This window comes from Ensifer sp. KUDG1 (assembly GCF_050434285.1).
Lineage (GTDB): Bacteria > Pseudomonadota > Alphaproteobacteria > Rhizobiales > Rhizobiaceae > Ensifer.
In genome coordinates this window covers 76,390-93,584 of sequence record NZ_JBNDIG010000010.1, presented here as the reverse complement: position 1 = coordinate 93,584, position 17,195 = coordinate 76,390, and the positions used below count along the sequence as shown (strand labels likewise).

General features: G+C 63.2%; 15 protein-coding genes. 3 read left to right on the top strand and 12 right to left on the bottom strand.

Annotation, left to right across the window (positions count from 1 at the left end):
- Positions 1-2: 2 nt before the first annotated feature.
- Both M2267_RS23075 and M2267_RS23070 read right to left on the bottom strand, forming a co-directional pair.
- Complete coding sequence (locus M2267_RS23075) at positions 3-1,481, bottom strand: pyridoxal phosphate-dependent decarboxylase family protein (protein WP_429117440.1); 1,479 nt, start codon at positions 1,479-1,481, stop codon at positions 3-5.
- 30 nt (positions 1,482-1,511) lie between these two features.
- Positions 1,512-2,360: a class I SAM-dependent methyltransferase gene (locus M2267_RS23070; RefSeq protein ID WP_429117438.1), complete on the bottom strand. Its 849-nt coding sequence runs from the start codon at positions 2,358-2,360 to the stop codon at positions 1,512-1,514.
- A gap of 236 nt (positions 2,361-2,596) precedes the next feature.
- Between M2267_RS23070 and M2267_RS23065 the strand changes: the two genes are divergently transcribed.
- The gene (locus M2267_RS23065) at positions 2,597-4,405 is read left to right on the top strand and encodes an ABC transporter ATP-binding protein/permease (protein ID WP_429117436.1); all 1,809 of its coding nucleotides are present in this window, start codon (positions 2,597-2,599) and stop codon (positions 4,403-4,405) included.
- Between the two features lie 121 nt (positions 4,406-4,526).
- On the opposite strand, the gene M2267_RS23060 is transcribed toward M2267_RS23065, so the two are convergent.
- Together M2267_RS23060 and M2267_RS23055 are read right to left on the bottom strand one after the other, a co-directional pair.
- The gene (locus M2267_RS23060) at positions 4,527-5,354 is read right to left on the bottom strand and encodes a bifunctional allantoicase/(S)-ureidoglycine aminohydrolase (RefSeq protein WP_429117433.1); all 828 of its coding nucleotides are present in this window, start codon (positions 5,352-5,354) and stop codon (positions 4,527-4,529) included.
- A gap of 69 nt (positions 5,355-5,423) precedes the next feature.
- Positions 5,424-6,110, bottom strand: a complete 687-nt coding sequence (locus tag M2267_RS23055) for a GntR family transcriptional regulator (RefSeq protein WP_052201955.1) — start codon at positions 6,108-6,110, stop codon at positions 5,424-5,426.
- A 192-nt stretch (positions 6,111-6,302) separates the two neighbouring features.
- Here M2267_RS23055 and M2267_RS23050 point away from each other — a divergent pair, with 192 nt between their 5' ends.
- The gene (locus tag M2267_RS23050) at positions 6,303-6,947 is read left to right on the top strand and encodes a flavin reductase family protein (protein ID WP_043621296.1); all 645 of its coding nucleotides are present in this window, start codon (positions 6,303-6,305) and stop codon (positions 6,945-6,947) included.
- A gap of 3 nt (positions 6,948-6,950) precedes the next feature.
- Positions 6,951-7,685: an aspartate/glutamate racemase family protein gene (locus M2267_RS23045; RefSeq protein WP_429117430.1), complete on the top strand. Its 735-nt coding sequence runs from the start codon at positions 6,951-6,953 to the stop codon at positions 7,683-7,685.
- 66 nt (positions 7,686-7,751) lie between these two features.
- Here the strand turns inward: M2267_RS23045 and M2267_RS23040 are convergent, their stop codons facing one another.
- The 8 genes from M2267_RS23040 to M2267_RS23005 form a co-directional block, all read right to left on the bottom strand.
- On the bottom strand, positions 7,752-8,402 hold the full coding sequence (locus M2267_RS23040; RefSeq protein WP_429117428.1) for a YceH family protein: 651 nt from the start codon (positions 8,400-8,402) through the stop codon (positions 7,752-7,754).
- A 283-nt stretch (positions 8,403-8,685) separates the two neighbouring features.
- Positions 8,686-9,666 (bottom strand): ABC transporter ATP-binding protein, encoded by a 981-nt coding sequence (locus tag M2267_RS23035; RefSeq protein WP_246764830.1) that lies wholly within the window; start codon positions 9,664-9,666, stop codon positions 8,686-8,688.
- Positions 9,663-10,649: an ABC transporter ATP-binding protein gene (locus tag M2267_RS23030; RefSeq protein ID WP_429117424.1), complete on the bottom strand. Its 987-nt coding sequence runs from the start codon at positions 10,647-10,649 to the stop codon at positions 9,663-9,665. Before M2267_RS23030 ends, M2267_RS23035 begins: the two co-directional genes overlap by 4 nt.
- Positions 10,646-12,130 carry an amidohydrolase family protein gene (locus M2267_RS23025; protein WP_429117422.1) on the bottom strand — a complete coding sequence of 495 codons (1,485 nt, stop codon included), beginning with the start codon at positions 12,128-12,130 and terminating at the stop codon, positions 10,646-10,648. Before M2267_RS23025 ends, M2267_RS23030 begins: the two co-directional genes overlap by 4 nt.
- On the bottom strand, positions 12,127-13,320 hold the full coding sequence (locus M2267_RS23020) for an amidohydrolase family protein (protein ID WP_429117420.1): 1,194 nt from the start codon (positions 13,318-13,320) through the stop codon (positions 12,127-12,129). Before M2267_RS23020 ends, M2267_RS23025 begins: the two co-directional genes overlap by 4 nt.
- Before the next feature lie 3 nt (positions 13,321-13,323).
- Positions 13,324-14,274 carry an ABC transporter permease gene (locus M2267_RS23015; protein ID WP_429117419.1) on the bottom strand — a complete coding sequence of 317 codons (951 nt, stop codon included), beginning with the start codon at positions 14,272-14,274 and terminating at the stop codon, positions 13,324-13,326.
- Positions 14,275-14,284: 10 nt separating this feature from the next.
- Positions 14,285-15,256 (bottom strand): ABC transporter permease, encoded by a 972-nt coding sequence (locus M2267_RS23010; protein ID WP_043621316.1) that lies wholly within the window; start codon positions 15,254-15,256, stop codon positions 14,285-14,287.
- A gap of 58 nt (positions 15,257-15,314) precedes the next feature.
- Entirely contained in the window at positions 15,315-16,877 is a 1,563-nt protein-coding gene (locus M2267_RS23005) for an ABC transporter substrate-binding protein (protein ID WP_082006124.1), read from the bottom strand.
- Positions 16,878-17,195: the final 318 nt, after the last annotated feature.

The following is a 17,195-nucleotide window of genomic DNA, read 5'->3' as shown; positions in this document are numbered from 1 at the left end:
CGTCAGCCGATGCCGCCGCCGGCGGCAATCTCTCGTCCGAGCCTGACAACTTCCTGCACGAAGAGGTCCAGATCCTCCCGTCGCGTCCGATGGTTGTTGATCGCCACGCGCAGGCAATGTTCCCTGTGCACCGTGGTGTCGGAGATGACGGCGGTGCCTTCGTCCTGGAGCCGGAGCATGATTTCCGTGTTCAACGCCTTCATTCCCCCGGCCGGCATATCCTCCGATCGGAAGCGAAAGCAGACGATGTTGATGTTGGTCGGCGCCACCAGCTCGAGCCGCGGCTCGGCCTCGATGAGGCTGCTCAGATATTGGCCTTGAGCAACGTTCTGGTCGACGAGGCGGCCAAACTTCTCGATGCCGTGCTCCATCAGCGACATCCAGATTTTCAGGGCACGAAAACCACGCGACGTCTGCAGGCCATAGTCATAGAGCCAGGGCGCCGAGGCGAGGCCGCGCACGGTGGATTCCAGATATTCCGGCGTAACGGCGAAGGTGCCGCGGTGCGCGGCCGCATCACGAACGAGAACGCAGCCCGCCTCGAAGGGCGCATGCAGCCACTTGTGCGGATCGAGCGCGATCGAATCGGCCCTTTCGATGCCGGCCACGCGCCAGGCATTCTCGGGCGCGATCCTTAGCAGAGCGCCGATACAGCCGTCGACGTGGAGCCAGAGGCCAAACTCTGCGGCGAGATCCGCCAGGGCCTGGATGTCATCGATGGCGCCGGTATTCACCGTTCCGGCATTGGCGATGATGCAGACCGGCAGCCCGCCGGCCGCGCGATCCTGCTCGATCGCGCGGCGCAGGGCGACGATATCGATGCGCAATTCCGCATCGGTCGCGATGCGCCTCAAGGCCTGGTCGCCGAGGCCAAGCAGTTCCACCGCCTTGCGATGGCAACTGTGGATCTGGTCGGATCCGTAGAAGCAAAGTGAGCGATCGCCGATGCCATGCGCGCGCACATCGACGCCGGCCTTGACGTTGCGGGCGACCGTCAGGCCGACAATGTTGGCGACGGAACCGCCGCTGACGAGGCTGCCGCTGGCCGACGCGGGAAACCCCAGCATTTCCTTGCACCAGTTGACGACCTGCTGGTCCATGAGCGCGGCGGCATGATTGCCGCCGCCGACGTTCGATCCCTGAACGGCTGCCAGAAACTCGCCCAGCGCACCGGTGAAATTGCCCGATCCCATGTACCAGGCCCAGAAGCGCGGGTGGATGTTGCCCATGGGATAGCCGAGCACGTTTTTCGCAACCGACGCATAGATCTCGTCAAGCGGCCTTGGCGCTCTGGGGAGCGGGGCCGAAAAGCTCTCGCGTACCGTATCGGGCATGTTGCGCCACACCGGCCGGTCCCTGACCCCGCTCAGATAGTCGATCGCATCGTCGACGATGCGATGCGACAGAGCCCGCAATTCAGCCCAGTCTTTCGGGTCGAGCGTTTCCTCCACCCCGCTGGACGCTGCCGACCGCTTGTCCATGGAAACCTCCCCTCCCGTCGTTCCCTTCTTTTATGGTCGCGTGCCGGCGATGATCGTTGCCGTCGAGCGCAGTTCCACCTTGCCCGCCCACATCGCCTGGCTCGCCAGATCGAGAACCTCGCTGCGGATGCGCGTGCGGGTCTCGTCGTCCGCCTGTGCCAGTCCGGCGACGACGGGTGCGGCGATCTCGGTCATGAAGGCCCAGTAGTCCTCCGGGGTCTCGTGGACCATCGTGGTGGTCACCTCCTCCTGACGGACGTCCCGCAGGCCTGCATCCTCGAAGACGGCCTTCATCAGCCCCTCGGGCGCGCAGCGAAACAGGCCGGGCGCGCCGGCGGGTGGTTTCGGCATGTCGACGTTGCGGGCAATCGTCGCCATGATCGTCGTAGCCCAGGCGTTCTTTTCCGGTGCGCCCCAGACGGCGGCGCAAACACGCGACCCGGGCTTTGCGACCCGCGTCAACTGCTGGGCAGCCGCGGCAACATCGGGAAAGAACATGAAGCCGAAGCGGCAGAGGACGGCGTCGAATGTCGCGTCCGCAAACGGCAACGCCCCGGCATCGCAGACCCTCGTTTCAAAATTCGTCAGACCGCGATGCCAGGCATTTTCCGTCGCCACCTGCAGCATGCGATCGGAAAGATCGGTAACGGTCACGCGACCCTTCGGGATCGACGCGGCCACCGTCAGACCCGGCTCGCCGGTACCGGCGGCAACGTCCAGCACCTGGTCGCCGTCCTTGATCGCCGCCTGCCGGATCATCGCTTCGCCGAAGGGGGCAAGCCAGCCGAGCACAAGTGCGTCCCACTTCTTCCAGCCGGCGGAGAAGCGGTCCCAGGTCTCTCTTTGTTGGTCGCGGATTTGATCGAGATGCGCCGACATGCAGGTTCCTCCCTCAGTGCCGTGTTCGACCTCGTTCACAAAACTATGAACTCTCTGCACGCGGTTACAAATCAACTTTCTCAGTGCCGCGAAGGCAGGGATTTCGGAGCATATCGGGCTTTGCGGGGCGCGCAGTGACCGCGGTTACATGTGGGCGCAGACAATCCGCGCTAGGGAGAGAGGGTAAGGCAGGCTATATTCTCATTGAGGAGACCGGGAAGGAGAGATTCGCACCGATGTCGAACCGGACGAACGGCGAAGTTAGTGGCCGGATAGAGCCCAGCGACGAACAATCCCTCGGTGATCAATTGCGGATGATGCATCGGGCCTTCATGGCCTCGCCACTGCGCAACAAGATCATCTGGCTGAGCATAAGCATCATCGTTGTCATCGTTGTGACAGCCTTTGGTCAGATCATCCTCAACCGATGGTACAAGCCGTTCTACGACACGCTCGAGCGACGCGACCTTCCGGCCTTTCTCCATCAACTCGTCGTCTTCGCCCAGATCGCCGGCGTTCTTCTCGTCCTCAACGTCCTGCAAACCTGGCTCGGCCAGGTCATCAAGCTGCGCCTGCGGGAAGGCTTGACCCAGGACCTGATTACCGAATGGATGCGCCCAACGCGGGCGTTCCGGCTGGCGAATGCCGGCGCCATCGGCATCAACCCGGACCAGCGCATCCATGAGGATGCGCGCCACCTTACCGACCTCTCGGCCGGACTTTCGATCGGCCTCTTCCAATCCGGCATCCTGCTGGTGAGCTTCATCGGCGTCCTTTGGTCGCTATCGGACGGTTTCGTCTTCCATGTCGCGAGCTATTCCTTCGCCATCCCCGGCTACATGGTCTGGGCGGCGATCCTCTATGCGGGGACGGCTTCCTGGCTGAGCTGGCTCGTCGGCCGGCCCCTGGTCGCGCTGAATGGCGAACATTACGCCCGGGAGGCGGCGCTGCGTTTCTCGCTGATGCGGGTCAACGAGCATATCGAAGCCGTGTCGCTTTCGTCGGGCGAAGCCAACGAGAAAAAGCGACTACAGCGCGACCTCGCCTCGGTGCTCGAGATCAGCTACGGCCTGCTGCGCGCGGTAACACGGCTCACCTGGGTGACCGGCGGCTATGGCTGGATCACCGTCGTTGCGCCGATCGTCATCGCCGCGCCGGTCTATTTCGCCGGCGACCTCAGCTTCGGTGGGCTGATGATGGCCGTCGGCGCCTTCAACCAGGTGCATGCGTCGCTGCGCTGGTTTGTCGACAATATCGGCGCGATCGCCGACTGGCGCGCCACGTTGCTGCGCGTCGCCGCCTTCCGCTCCGCGCTCCTGATGACCGACGAACGGCATGAGGGCGACAAGCGCATCGACTTCAAAACCTCCGATACGCCGCAGATGAGCTTCGACAACATCGAGATCGTCTCGCCGACCGGATGCATCAAGCTTCGCGAGCCGAGCGTCACCATCGATCCGGGCGAGCGTGTGCTCGTCACCGGCGCACCCGAGGTGGAAAAGGCGCCGTTCTTCCGCGCGATCGCTGGGCTCTGGCCCTGGGGGCACGGCCGCATCGCACTGCCTGTGGACGACGGCCTCGCCTTCGTGCCGAAATCCCCCTATTTCCCGCCCGGCACGCTTGGAGAAGTGCTCGCCTATCCGAGCCCCCCCGATACCTACAGCAAGGGCGAACTTGCCGCCGTTCTCTCCAAGGTCGGCCTTGGGCGGCTCAGCGGCCGTCTCGAACAGGATGCGCGAAAGCAGATGAACCTCAGTGAGGCGGAGCAGCGGCTTCTGGCCATCGCTAGGCTCAGCCTGCACAAGCCCCGCTGGCTGATCATCGACGAAGCACTCGACACGCTTGAGGACGACGCCTACCAACGCGTGCTGAAGTTCATGGACGACGAGCTTCAGGGCGTGGCCATCGTCAACATCGGACGCACCGAGCGCGGCAGCGACTTCTTTACCCGCGTGCTGCACCTCGACAAGAACCCGACGGGCAACACGCTCAGGCGTCTCCAGCCACGCAGCCTGCAGCCGGCGGATCCGCAACTGGTTGACTGAACAGGCGGAAGCGCCTTCCGTTGAACGAACGGATGCGGGCGGCGCCATAGTCCTCTGATTGCAAAGAAAGACCGCGCGTTCCGTGGAACGCGCGGTTTTGTCTATCCGAGCGTGGGCTCGCTTAACGCGAGCGCAGCTTCATGTGGCGGTTCACGTCCTTGTAGAGCAGGTAGCGGAACTTGCCCGGACCGCCGGCGTAGCAGGCCTGCGGGCAGAAGGCGCGCAGCCACATATAGTCGCCGGCCTCAACCTCGACCCAGTCCTGATTGAGCCGGTAGACCGCCTTGCCTTCGAGCACATAGAGGCCGTGCTCCATGACGTGCGTCTCGGCAAAGGGAATGATCGCGCCGGGCTCGAAGGTGACGATCGTCATGTGCATGTCGTGGCGCAAGTCAGTCGGATCGACGAAGCGGGTCGTCGCCCACTTGCCTTCGGTGCCGGGCATCGGCGACGGGGTGATATCCGCCTCATTGGTGAAGAAGGCTTCCGGCGCGGGCAGACCATCGACGTATTCGTAAGCCTTGCGCACCCAGTGGAAACGAACCGTCGCTTCGCTTCCGTTGCGAACGGTCCATCTGCTCGCCGGCGGAATGAAGGCGAAACCGCCCGGCTGCATCTTGTGCGCCTTGCCGTCGAGCGTGATGGTCAATTCGCCCTCGACGACGAAGATCGCGCCTTCGGCGCCCTCGTCGAGTTCCGGCTTGTCACTACCGCCGCCCGGAGCGATTTCCATGATATATTGTGAAAATGTTTCAGCAAAACCGGAGAGCGGCCGGGACAGTATCCACAGCCGGGTCTTGTCCCAGAACGGCAGATAGCTGGTGACGATGTCCATCATCGTCCCCTTCGGAATCACCGCATAGGCTTCGGTGAAGACCGCGCGATCCGAGAGCAGTTGGGTTTGGGGCGGGTTGCCGCCATGCGGCGCATAGTAACTACGGTTGGTCATATCTTCCTTCAGTCTGCTGGCAGGCACCGCCTCCTCTAAAGTGCGGTGCAATAAGTCGCGCGCGCCGCATCAGAGCAATGCAGTGCGAAGATCGCGGGGCTGGTCCTTCTCCTCGTCCAGATCCAGTTCCGCTTCCACATGGTTCAGGTGCTCGGCCATCTCCTTGATCGCGCTCGCCACATCGCGAGAAGCGATGAACTCGACCACGGCCAGGTGCTCGTCCGGCCCGCAATTGTGCAGGTGGTTCGACCGGTACATCGCTGTGATCAGGGATGTCCGGGACACGAGGTCTCGCAGGATACCGAAGAGGAAGGCAGAACCCGAAAGTTCCGCGAGCAACAGGTGGAAACCGCCGGAAAGCCGAACGATATCAGAGAGATTGCCGGACCGACCGGCAATGCGCTCCTCTTCGATATGGGCGCGCAAGCGGACGATATCCTTGGGATTGGCGCGCTCGCAAAGCCGCTCGACAACGCGCTGCTCGATCGCCCTGCGGGCAACGAAGACATCGCGTGCTTCGTCCACCGAAGGCTCGGAGACGAAGGCGCCACGGTTCGGCATGATCGTCACAAGGCCATCGCGCTCGAGCGCGGTCAGTGCCTGGCGGATGCGCGCCCTGCTGACGGAGAATATTTCGGCAAGTTGCTCTTCTTTCAATCGCGTTCCCGGCCGTAGCCGACGCTCTGCAATCGCAAGCCAGATCTTCTCGCAAATGATCGCCGTCGGAGCACCGGCGACTTCGTCCGCGTTATACATGAAATCTCCCTTAGCCGTTCGCTTACTCTCGCCGTGCGGCGCTCAAAGTCAATTCCATCCGCTGCAGTTAGATATTGACTACAAAATTGTAGACAATATTGTGTACCGCAACTTGATGTGCAATGGCAACCGCTTAAACACGACCGTGCGACCGGCAGAAAAGCCGAGCCGCGGCGCCAATTGAGAGCTCCGATGGACTTCGATTTCACAGAACTGCCGGCCCAGGACCGTTACCGCCTGCTGACGAACTTCATCGGTCCGCGACCGATCGCGCTGGTCTCGACGCTCTCGCCGAGCGGACAGGACAATGCCGCGCCGATGAGCTTCTTCAACGTCTTCTCGCACGACCCGCCGATCGTCATTCTCGGTATCCAGACCCGCCCGAACGGGGAAGAGAAGGACACGGTCGCCAATATCCGGCGTACCAACGAATTCGTGGTCAACATGGTGGACATGGCGATCGCCGACCAGATGCTGGTCTGCGGCCTGTCCTTCGAGCCGGATGTCGACGAAGTGGCAATCGCCGGGCTGACAGCGGCTGACGGCCTCAAGGTCGGCGCCCGCCGTATCGTCGAGTCGCCCTGCTCGATGGAATGCCGGGTCGAGCGGCTCATTGAATACGACCGCCGCGTCATCGTTCTCGGCGAGGTCGTGCATATGCACGTGCGTAAGGATTGCCTCGACGAGGAGGGCCGCTACGTCGACCCGTCCCAATACCAGCCGATCGCACGGCTGCACGCCAACAACTACATCACATCGGATCGTCAATTCGTCATGCCGACGCCCGACATTGCCGCCTACGCCCCCCTTGCAAACGCCATGCGGAAGACGAGCTGATCCATGCGCATCCTGCTGATCAATCCGAACTCCACCCGCTCGATGACCGAACAGGCGCACCGCAGCGCCGAGCGCGTCGCCGCATCCGACACCCAGCTCGAATCGATCAACCCGACATCGAGCCCGGCCAGCATCGAGGGCCATGCGGACGAAGCGATGGCGGTGCCGGCCATGCTTGCGGAGATCCGCAAGGGCGAAGCGCGTGGCGTCGATGCCTATGTGATTGCCTGCTTCGACGATCCCGGCCTTGGCGCTGCACGCGAAATCGCCCGCGGTCCGGTCATCGGCATCTGTCAGGCGGCCGTGCAGGTGGCGATGAACATCGCGACCCGTTTCACGATCATCACCACCCTGCCCCGTTCCGTGCCGATCATCGAGGATCTGGCGGAGGCTTACGGCGCCGGTCACCGCTGCCGCAAGGTGCGCTCGGTCGACATGCCCGTGCTGGCGCTGGAGGAGGATCTTGAGCACACCGAGGAGATGCTGGTCCAGGAAATCCTGAAAGCACGTCAGGAGGATGGCGCGGAAGCGATCATCCTCGGCTGTGCCGGCATGTCCGAGCTCTGCGATCGGCTGAAGGCGCGCACCGGCATGCCCGTGATCGATGGCGTGACCGCGGCGGTGAAGCTTGCCGAGGCGCTCGTCGGGGGCGGTTATGCTACCTCGAAGGTGGGCGCCTACGACTATCCGCGCGCAAAAGAAGCGCCTGTCTGCCGGCTGGTCGACGCCGCCGGCTAAACGCTACCGATAAGGGTCACCGGGCGCCATGCCGTCCGGTGGCTCCGCCTCGAAGCCTCGCGCTTGTCAGCGTGTCAGGGCGTCAAGCTGCTCCTGCAGCGTTGCCACTTTCTGTTCAAGCGCTTCCAGGCGCTCTTCAAGTGCGGACAGCCCCGGGCTCGCTGATACCGCCGACACGGCAGCCCGCTCAAACGTCGGCTGTTCGACTTCGCCGCAAAGCAGATGCGCGAAGCGGTCCTCGCGCTGGCCGGCGCACCGGTTCAGTTGAACGATGAGCGGCGGCCGGCGGCCCATCATCAGATCCAGATTGTCCTTCAGTTCCTCGACCGACGAGAACCGCGCCATGCGCTCGCTGCGCGCCCAAAGCTCGTAGGCCGTCTGGGGCCCGCGAAGAAGAAGCAGGCCGAGCACGACGATCTGCGGCGACGTCAGTGAAAAACGGTTGGTTGCGAGGTGCTCGTAGCGCTCGACCCGCGAGGCAAACGCCTGCCGGACCAATCCCTTCTGCGCCAGGGACGAGAGCGCGCGGTGGATCTCGACCTGCTCCAGCGCCATGACGGGATCGCGCGCCGTTTTCTGGTTGGCAGCCGAATGGGCCGAATTGAGCGTCAGCGGATAGACGTCGGGCGTCGTTTCCTTCTTCTCGATCAGGCATCCGAGAACGCGGGCTTCAACGGCATTAAGAACGGGGAAATCGGTGTCGGAGGTCGTGTTCATAGGCCAACTCTTCAAATCAACGCATTTCGATCCCGGCCGGATGTCCCAAGCGGGATGCGTCCGGCCATCGGCCCCTACCCTAACGTGAGTGTTGGAGCCCGGGAATGGTCATCGGTCTATTTCGTTGAATTCCGGTTAGCAGCCTAGCATTTGCCGCACGACAGCGGTGCGAAAGGGGCGTGCGATTTACCCGGAGCAAAGACTGAAACTTGCCGGCGGCAAGAAAAGAGGCTCCGCGACTGGCACGACACGGAGCCCAAGGCTTCAGGGAAAGAGGTCGGCGTTACGCTGCGTTGATCGCCTTCACCGTTTCTTCGATGCGGTGGCAGGCGGCACGCGAGCCGTCAGAAAAGCTGCGCATCTCCGGCCGCTCGCTCTTGCAGCGCTGGTCTGCAAACGGGCAACGCGGATGGAAGGTACAGCCGGACGGCGGGTTCAGCGGGCTCGGCACTTCGCTTGCCGCAATGCTGCGCCCGCGCTTCGGATGGGTGATATCCGGGATCGTCTCCAGCAGCAGCTGGGTATAGGGATGTCGCGGATTGGCAAAGAGCGTCTCGGTGTCGGCCTCCTCGACGATGCGTCCGAGATACATGACGGCAATGCGATCCGACATGTGGCGCACCACGCTCATGTCGTGGCTGATGAAGAGATAGGTCAGCCCCATCTCGTCCTGCAGCTTGCGCATGAGGTTGAGGATCTGCGCCTGGACCGACACGTCGAGCGCTGAGGTCGGCTCGTCGCAGACGAGGAACTCCGGCTCGCCGGCAAGCGCACGGGCAATCGAGATGCGCTGGCGCTGGCCGCCCGAAAACTCGTGCGGGAACTTGGCGCCATCAGAGGGCGCAAGGCCGACGATCGTGAGCAACTCGCCGACCCGTTCCATGATCTCGGCTTCGGAGTTGCGCAGCTTCAACTCGCGCAGCGGTTCGGCGATGATGTTGCGCACCCGCCAGCGCGGATTGAGGCTGGCATAGGGATCCTGGAAGATCATCTGAGCCGAGAGCGGCTCGCCGTTCTTGCTCGGTGCGAACCGCACCTCGCCTTCGCTGGCGCGATAGAGGCCGGTGACCAGCCGCGCCACCGTCGACTTGCCGCAGCCGGATTCGCCGACTAGGCTCAGACAGCCGCCCATGGGTACGGTAAAGCTGATGTCATCCACGGCGCGCACGAACTGCCGCGGTTTGCGCTCGATCACCCGGTTCAGCCAGGGTGCCGAAACGTCGAAGTTGCAGGTCAGGTCGTTGACCGTCAGGGCATCACTCATAGCACTCCTCCTGCATTGAGCCAGCATGCGGCGACGCCGGTCCCGACCGGCGCCGGTTCGGGCCGATCCTTGCGGCAGCGCGGTCCGGCATCCGGGCAGCGCGGATTGAAGGCGCAGCCGGCGGGGATCGCGTTCAGCCGCGGCATGGAACCGTCGATCTGGTTCAGCCGCTCGACGCGGCGGCCGAGCGCGGGGATCGAGCCCATCAGGCCGCGCGTATAGGGATGTCGGGCGTTTTTCAGCACATCGGCGACAGGGCCGATTTCGACGAGCCGCCCGGCATACATGACCGCCACGCGATCGGCCGTCTCGGCAATCACGCCCATGTCGTGGGTGACGAGCATGACCGCCGTTCCGTGATCGTCGCAAAGACGGCGAAGCAGCGAGGTGATCTGCGCCTGGATCGAGACGTCGAGCGCCGTCGTCGGTTCGTCGGCAATGATCAGCTTCGGTTCTGCGGCGAGCGCCAGGGCGATGACGACGCGCTGGCGCATGCCACCGGAGAACTGATGCGGATAGTGATCGTAGCGCGCCTCAGGCGCTGGGATGCCGACTTCCTTCAGGAGCTGGATGGCACGCGCCTTGGCATCGGCCCTGGAGAGCTTCAGGTGGAGGCGGATTGTCTCGACGAGCTGTGCACCGACAGTGAAGAGCGGGTTCAGCGAAGTCAGCGGATCCTGGAAGATCGCGCCGATCTGCCTGCCGCGCACCTGCTGCATCTGCTTGTCGTCGAGCTGGTCGATGCGGCGGCCGCCGACCCAGACCTCGCCGCCGGAAATGCGGCCAGGCGGCTCCAGCAGACCCTGGACGGCAAGACCGGTCATCGACTTTCCAGCGCCGGATTCACCGACGACGCCGAGAATTTCGCCGGGGCGAATGCTGAGCGAAACGTCGGACAGCGCCTGCACCGTTCCATGGCGCCCAGGGAATTCGACGCAGAGACCGCGCACGTCGAGCACGGCCGATGAGGCATGTTCAGTCATCGCTGTACCTCCAATGGGTAGCTCGGCGGGAAGATCTCGCTGACCGGCGGATGGCCGAAGCTCCGCTCCGGATACTTGGCGATCAGGCCATCGAACTGGACCTGCGCCTGCGCGCGTGCCGCGTTCATATCGAAGCCTGCCACCTCGCCATCGCGCATCGACAGACGGCCATCGACGAAAACCGCCTTGGTGACGCGCCCGGAACCACCGACGACGAGCGTCGTGATCGGATCGATCGCCGGCGCCATGTGGTGGTCCATCAGATCGAAGACGGCGATATCGGCACGAGCGCCCGCTTCCAGGCGACCGAGATCCGAGCGGCCGAGCGCCTTGGCGCCACCCAGTGTCGCGGCGTCGAAGAGATCGGCGCAGCTGACCGCCGACGGGTCGCCTTCGACGACGCGGGCAGCGATCAGGCCGACCAGCAGGTTCATCAGCATGTCCGGCGGCGTGGTGTCGGTGCCCATGGCAATGTTGACGCCGCGGGCCTTCACCGAGCGGAACGAGTTCAGCGTGCTGCCGCCGCGGGCCGAAACCAGCGGGCAGTGCACGATGCTCACGCCATTTTCGGCATAGAGACGCAGATCGTTGTCGGTCGCCTGCGTTGCGTGCGGCGCAATCAGACGGTCGCTCAAGAAACCGAAGCTCGCCAGCCATTCCGGCGCCGTCTTGCCATGCAGACGGCGGACGGTGTCGACTTCCATCGTGCCCTGTGCGGCGTGAAGCCGGATCGGGCAATTGAGGTCGCGCGCCGCATCGGCGGTGCGCACCAGCAGTTTCTCGGTGCAGGTTTCCACCCGATCAGGGGCGAGCAGCCCCTTCACTAGCCCCCCATGGCGGCCTTCATGCTCGCGGATAAAACCGATCGCGTCGTCGAGGCCCTTCAGGCCCCTTGCCTCATCGAAGATCGCTTCGAGTTGGCCCGGCGCCGTGACCATCATACCGCCGGCGCGATAGGCCGGGCTCAGATAAACGCGAAGACCGAGGTCACCTGCCGCGTCGGATGCGGCCGCGAATTCAGCAACGGTCTCGCCCCATTCGCGATAGAAGAGCGAGGCGATCGGCGCTGCGGTGGTGATGCCGTTCAGGAGAAGCTGCGCGAAGGCGAAACGCTTCTGGAACGCCAGTTCGTCCTGCGTATACATCTCGTAGGGGCCGCGCTCGATGTAGCTCAGCGGCCAGACGCGACCCTTGGCCCAGCCAGGCTGATGGTCGATCGCAAGGATCGTCGTGTCGAGATCGGAGAGCGCGTCCAGGTCAATCAGCCCGGGGCTGATCATGGTAGCGCCGAGATCGATGCGGCGTGCCACCTCTCCTTCGAAGCGAGGGCCGACATAAAGCAGCGTGCCGCCTTCGATGACGACTTCGCCGTTCGGGATCAGCCGGTGCGAACCGTCGCGGTGCCCGAGCACCCATTGCGCGGTCAGAAGCGTGCGTCCTTCAGCCCGTTGGCCGAGTGTCAGATCTTTGATGCCGGTCATGGGATCGCAACCTCCGCAACGCCGTTGCGGGCGACGACACGGCCACGCTTGACAACCATCGGCCGCGGCGCGACGTCGACGACGGCATGCGCCAGCGTCTCGCCAGTAAGCAGGGTGAAATCGGCGTCACAGCCGACCTCGAGGCCATAACCCTCGATATCCATGACGTCGGCGCCGCCCTTGGAGCAGACGTAAAGCGCGTGTTCGAGATCGACGTCGCGGCGAAGGCCGTTCTTCATGCCAAGGATGCGGGCACGATCCATCATGTCGGGCTGGCCCCACGGGCCCCAGGTGTCGCGGATACCGTCGCAACCGGCAGCAACCTTCACGCCGGCATCCTTCAGACGCAGGATCGACGGCACGGTCGAGGACGGCGAGCCGGTCGTGACAATACGAATGTCGAGTTCGGCGATCTGTTCGATCAGGCCGCCGACGCGCAGATAATCCGGCGCGCCGAGCGCAAACGCATGGCTGATCGCCACCTTGCCCTGCATCCCGAGCGCGCGAATGCGTTCGAACATCATTTCCATGCTGAAGGCGCCGAGCTCGCCCTGCTCGTGCAGGTGAATGTCGATCGGCTTTCCATGTTTCTCGGCAAGACCGAAGATCGCGTCGAGATGGCCCTTCGGGTCGCGGTCGATGCCGCAGGGGTCGATGCCGCCAAGGACTTCAGCGCCATTGCTCAGAGCCTGGTCGAGCAGTTCCACAGTACCGGGCCGCGTGACGAGGCCCGACTGCGGGAAGGCGACGATCTCGATATCGATGACATCCTTCAGTGCCTGGCGGGTTTCGATGATGCCTTCCATCAGCCGCAGGCCATGGGTTGTGTCGATGTCGACATGGCTGCGGATGTGGCTTGCACCATTGGCGGCCAGCATGATCGCCTGGCGCATGGACTGGCGGTGTGGTTCGATGCCGATTTCAAGCCGCTTCTCGCGTTCGAAATCGATGCGTTCGCGCAGCGTCGCGGTCTTGGCGTTGACGTGCCAGGGCATGCCCCAGACCGACTTGTCGAGATGGGTATGCGCCTCGATCAGACCGGAGATTGCGATATGGCCGCTGCCGTCTTCCACGGCCACGCCATCGGCGGCAAGCCCCTTGCCGAAGGCGGCGATCTTGCCGTCGCGCACCAGGATGTCGGTCGCTTCGCCGGCGTTGGGCCTGACGTTACGGATCAGGAGATTGGACATCATTCACCTCAATTTCGGATTGAGCGCATCGCGCAGCCAGTCACCGAGAAGGTTGACCGAGACGACGAGAAGGCAGAGCTGGACGACGGGGAAGAGTACCACCCACCATACGCCCGAAAACAGGAACTGGTTGCCGAGACGGATCAGCGTTCCGAGGCTCGGCTGGCTCGGCGGCATGCCGATGCCGAGGAACGAAAGCGTCGCTTCCGTCAGGATCGCCATGCCGAAGTTCAGCGTCGCAGCGACCATGATCGGCGTCAGGGTATTCGGCAGGATGTGCTTCAGCATGATGCGCCGCGCCGGCGTCTTCAACAGACGCGCGGCCTGCACATACTCCTTGCCGCGCTCGACGATCGTCTGGGCGCGCACGGTGCGGGCATATTGCACCCAGGCGCTGAGCGTGATCGCCAGCACCAGAACGGCGGCAGAGCCGACATCCCTGAGTTCCGGCGGCAGCATCTGGCGCGCGACGGCGCTGACGAGGATCGCGATCAGGATGGTCGGGATCGACAGAAGCACGTCGCCGATGCGCATCAGGAAGTTGTCGATGAAGCGGCCGAAATAGCCGGCAACGAGGCCGAGGCTAAGCCCGACGGCGAGCGAAAGCACGACCGAGGCGACGCCGATCAGGATCGAGATGCGCGAGCCATAGAGAATGGCCGAGAGCATGTCGCGCCCTTGCGTGTCCGTGCCGAGCACATAGGGCCATTGGCCATCGGCTTCCCAGATCGGCGGCAGCTCGGAGTTCCAGAGCTCGAGCTGGGCCGGATCGAAGGGGTTCTGCGGCGCAATCAAAGGCGCTGCAAAGGCGGTCACGATCAGGAAAGTAAGGATGATCGCGCCGATGATTGCCGAAGGCTTATGGGTGAAGGACCACCAGAGATCGCTCTGGCGGAAGCGTGCAAGCCGCGAAGGCTTGCGTGCCGGTGTGGTTTGCTGGACGTGATCTGTCATGGCAACGACCTCAGCGGGTTGCATCGCGCAACCGCGGATCGATGACCGCATAGGCGATATCGACGAGCGTGTTGAGCGTGACGAAGATGAAGGAGACGATGCAGAGATAGCCCGCCATGACCGGCATATCGAGGAAGGTCACCGCCTGGATGAAGAGCATGCCCATGCCCGGCCACTGGAACACGGTTTCGGTGATCAGCGCGAAGGCGATCAGCGAACCGAAATTCATCGCCGTCATGGTGACAACAGGCATCAGACAGTTCCGGAGCGCGTGGCGGAAATAGATCCGCCACCGCGGCACGCCACGCGCGCGAGCGAACTTGATGAAGTCGGAGCGCAGCACTTCCATCATTTCTGCGCGCACCAGGCGCATGACCAGGGTGATCTGGTAGAGCGCAAGCGCGAGAGACGGCAGGAGCAGCGAAGCGCGGCCGGACGGCGTCAGCAGGCCGGTGCTCCACCAGCCGAGCTGCACCACGTCGCCGCGCCCGAAGGCGGGAACGAGGCCGAACGTGACGGCAAAGACGAGGATCAAGAGGATGCCGACGACAAAGCTCGGCAAGGAGACGCCGATGATACTGACGAATTGCAGCCCCTCGGAATACCATCGCCCTCGGTGGATTGCGGTCAGGACGCCGAGTGGAAGGCCGATCAGAAGCGACAGGACGGTCGCGACCAGCGCCAGTTCCATCGTTGCCGGGAAGCGCTCGGCAATAAGCTTCATCACGTCCTGGCCGTTGCGGTAGCTGATGCCGAAATCGCCCTGTGCGGCATTGCCGACGAAGCGGCCGAACTGGGTGAGGAAGGAATCGTTGAGCCCGAGCTTTTCGCGCAGCTCGATACGGTCGGCCTGCGACATCTGCTCGTTGGCCATCAGCTCCACCGGATCGCCGGCGAAGCGGAAGATCAGGAAGGCGAGCAGCGCAACGGCGAGCATGACCAGCACGGCATTGGCCAGCCGCTTGATGAGAAAGACAATCATTGGGTTTCTCGCTGAATGAGGAGCCCCGGCAGAGCAATCTCCGCCGGGGCAAGAAAACTCAATCGCCGATACGGGTCAGCCAGTGACGCGGCTTGTTGTCGGCCCGAATGGTCACGTCCGTGACGTTCTTCGACATTGCCCAGGCCATCGGCTGCTGGTGCAACGGGATCATGATGACCTCATCCTTGGCGAACTTCAGCGCCTCGGTTTCGATCGCCAGACGCTTGTCGTGATCCATCTCGAGCGCGGCCTTCTTCACCATCGCGTCGAGTGCCGGATAGGACCAGCCGCCATAGTTGGCGACGCCGGCCGCGCCTTCACGGGTCGAGAGAACCTGAACCAGGATCGAATAGGCGTCGAGCGTCGGCTCGTTGGCCCAGCCGATCATGTAGGCGTCGGACTTGCCGCCGGCGCGCTTCGGCGCCTGTACGGCGCGCGGACCGATGTCGAGGGTCGGCTTCAGACCGACGCGCGACAGCATCGAGACGAGCGCGCTGCAGACGTCTTCCTCGTTGACGCTTTCGTCGTTCATGCAGACGAGCGTGAACTCCTTGCCGACAGCGCCGGCCTCTTCGAGCAGCTTCTTGGAGAGTTCCGGATCATAGGCGGTCGGCACGTCGAGTTCGGCGCTGTAGCCCGGGATTTCCGGAGCAACCATGGTACCGGCGACATGCGACTTGCCGCGCATCACCCGCTTGAAGATCAGCTGGCGGTCGATGGCATGGTCGATCGCCTGGCGCACCTTGATGTTGTTAAAGAAGTTTTCGCGACCGTCGGCAAAGGTCTCGTGGCGGTTGAAGACCATGTGCACGGTGCGCAGGTCCGTACGCTCGATGACCTTGATCTCCGGCGAACTCTTCAGGCGCTCGAGATCCTGCACCGGCGCGCCGTCGGTCAGATCGATTTCGCCCGAAAGCAGCGCCGCAACGCGGGTTGCGGCCGAGGTGATCGGCATGAATTCGATGCGGTCGAGATTGTGCTTCGGCGTATCCCACCAGCCGTCGTTCTTGATGAGAACGGTCTTGCTGTCCGGCACGCGCGACTCGACCTTGAACGGGCCGGTGCCGTTGGTGTTGTAGGTGGCGTAGCCTTCAACCTTGGAGCCGACATCGGTCGGCAGTTCGGACTTGTTGTCGACCAGCCAGTCCTTGTCGAACATGAAGATGTTGGTCATGTCGTTGAGGAACAGCGGGTTCGGCGAATTGACTTCGATGTCGACCGTGTAGTCGTCGACCTTGGTGGTCGAGACATAGGCCGGAATGTTGCCGCGCAGCGGCGAGGTCGGATGGCTGACACGGGCCATGGAGGCGACGACGTCATCGGCGTTGAACTCGGCGCCATTATGGAACTTCACGCCCTTACGCAGGTGGAAGCGCCAGACCTTGTCCTTGACCATCTCCCAGCTGGTGGCGAGCGCCGGCTCGACCTTGAACTCCGGCGTATAGCGCGTCAGGCCCTCATACACGTGATTGAGGAAGGCCAGGTTCGAGGTGCTGCCGTAGGAGTAGGGGTCGAGCGAGAAGATATCCCGCGGGCTACCCCAACGCAGCGTTTCGGCGGAGGCCGAGGATGCGAGAAAGGCAAATGCCAACCCCGCGAGGAGATGCTTTCTCAGTTTCATGTCGTTCCCTCTGTTTTCTCATCAGTCGCCATATGCAGGCGCCCTCACCCACTCGTGAGCAAGTTGCCCTAGATTTGAAGCTGTCGGCGACAATGTCAACTATTTTGTCGACAATTTTGTATGCATGATTGTTTAAAGTCGCATACGACGGCGAAAACACCCGCTCGTCGACGAACAAAGGCATGGGGAAATTTCAGGGAACGCAGCAACTGTCGGGCGAATCGAAACCGGTAAGACTCGGCAGGAAAGCCGCGCTCCGACACGGTGCAAAATCGTAGCAAGAACCGGATTCGACTGAAAACACTTGCGTTTACGTGT

Coding starts and splice junctions, on each gene's coding strand:
- M2267_RS23075 (WP_429117440.1), bottom strand. CDS start 1,481: ATGGACAAGCGGTCGGCAGCGTCCAGCGGGGTGGAGGAAACGCTCGAC.
- M2267_RS23050 (WP_043621296.1), top strand. CDS start 6,303: ATGGACTTCGATTTCACAGAACTGCCGGCCCAGGACCGTTACCGCCTG.
- M2267_RS23010 (WP_043621316.1), bottom strand. CDS start 15,256: ATGATTGTCTTTCTCATCAAGCGGCTGGCCAATGCCGTGCTGGTCATG.
- M2267_RS23070 (WP_429117438.1), bottom strand. CDS start 2,360: ATGTCGGCGCATCTCGATCAAATCCGCGACCAACAAAGAGAGACCTGG.
- M2267_RS23005 (WP_082006124.1), bottom strand. CDS start 16,877: ATGAAACTGAGAAAGCATCTCCTCGCGGGGTTGGCATTTGCCTTTCTC.
- M2267_RS23020 (WP_429117420.1), bottom strand. CDS start 13,320: ATGTCCAATCTCCTGATCCGTAACGTCAGGCCCAACGCCGGCGAAGCG.
- M2267_RS23065 (WP_429117436.1), top strand. CDS start 2,597: ATGTCGAACCGGACGAACGGCGAAGTTAGTGGCCGGATAGAGCCCAGC.
- M2267_RS23060 (WP_429117433.1), bottom strand. CDS start 5,354: ATGACCAACCGTAGTTACTATGCGCCGCATGGCGGCAACCCGCCCCAA.
- M2267_RS23015 (WP_429117419.1), bottom strand. CDS start 14,274: ATGACAGATCACGTCCAGCAAACCACACCGGCACGCAAGCCTTCGCGG.
- M2267_RS23045 (WP_429117430.1), top strand. CDS start 6,951: ATGCGCATCCTGCTGATCAATCCGAACTCCACCCGCTCGATGACCGAA.
- M2267_RS23040 (WP_429117428.1), bottom strand. CDS start 8,402: ATGAACACGACCTCCGACACCGATTTCCCCGTTCTTAATGCCGTTGAA.
- M2267_RS23035 (WP_246764830.1), bottom strand. CDS start 9,666: ATGAGTGATGCCCTGACGGTCAACGACCTGACCTGCAACTTCGACGTT.
- M2267_RS23025 (WP_429117422.1), bottom strand. CDS start 12,130: ATGACCGGCATCAAAGATCTGACACTCGGCCAACGGGCTGAAGGACGC.
- M2267_RS23030 (WP_429117424.1), bottom strand. CDS start 10,649: ATGACTGAACATGCCTCATCGGCCGTGCTCGACGTGCGCGGTCTCTGC.
- M2267_RS23055 (WP_052201955.1), bottom strand. CDS start 6,110: ATGTATAACGCGGACGAAGTCGCCGGTGCTCCGACGGCGATCATTTGC.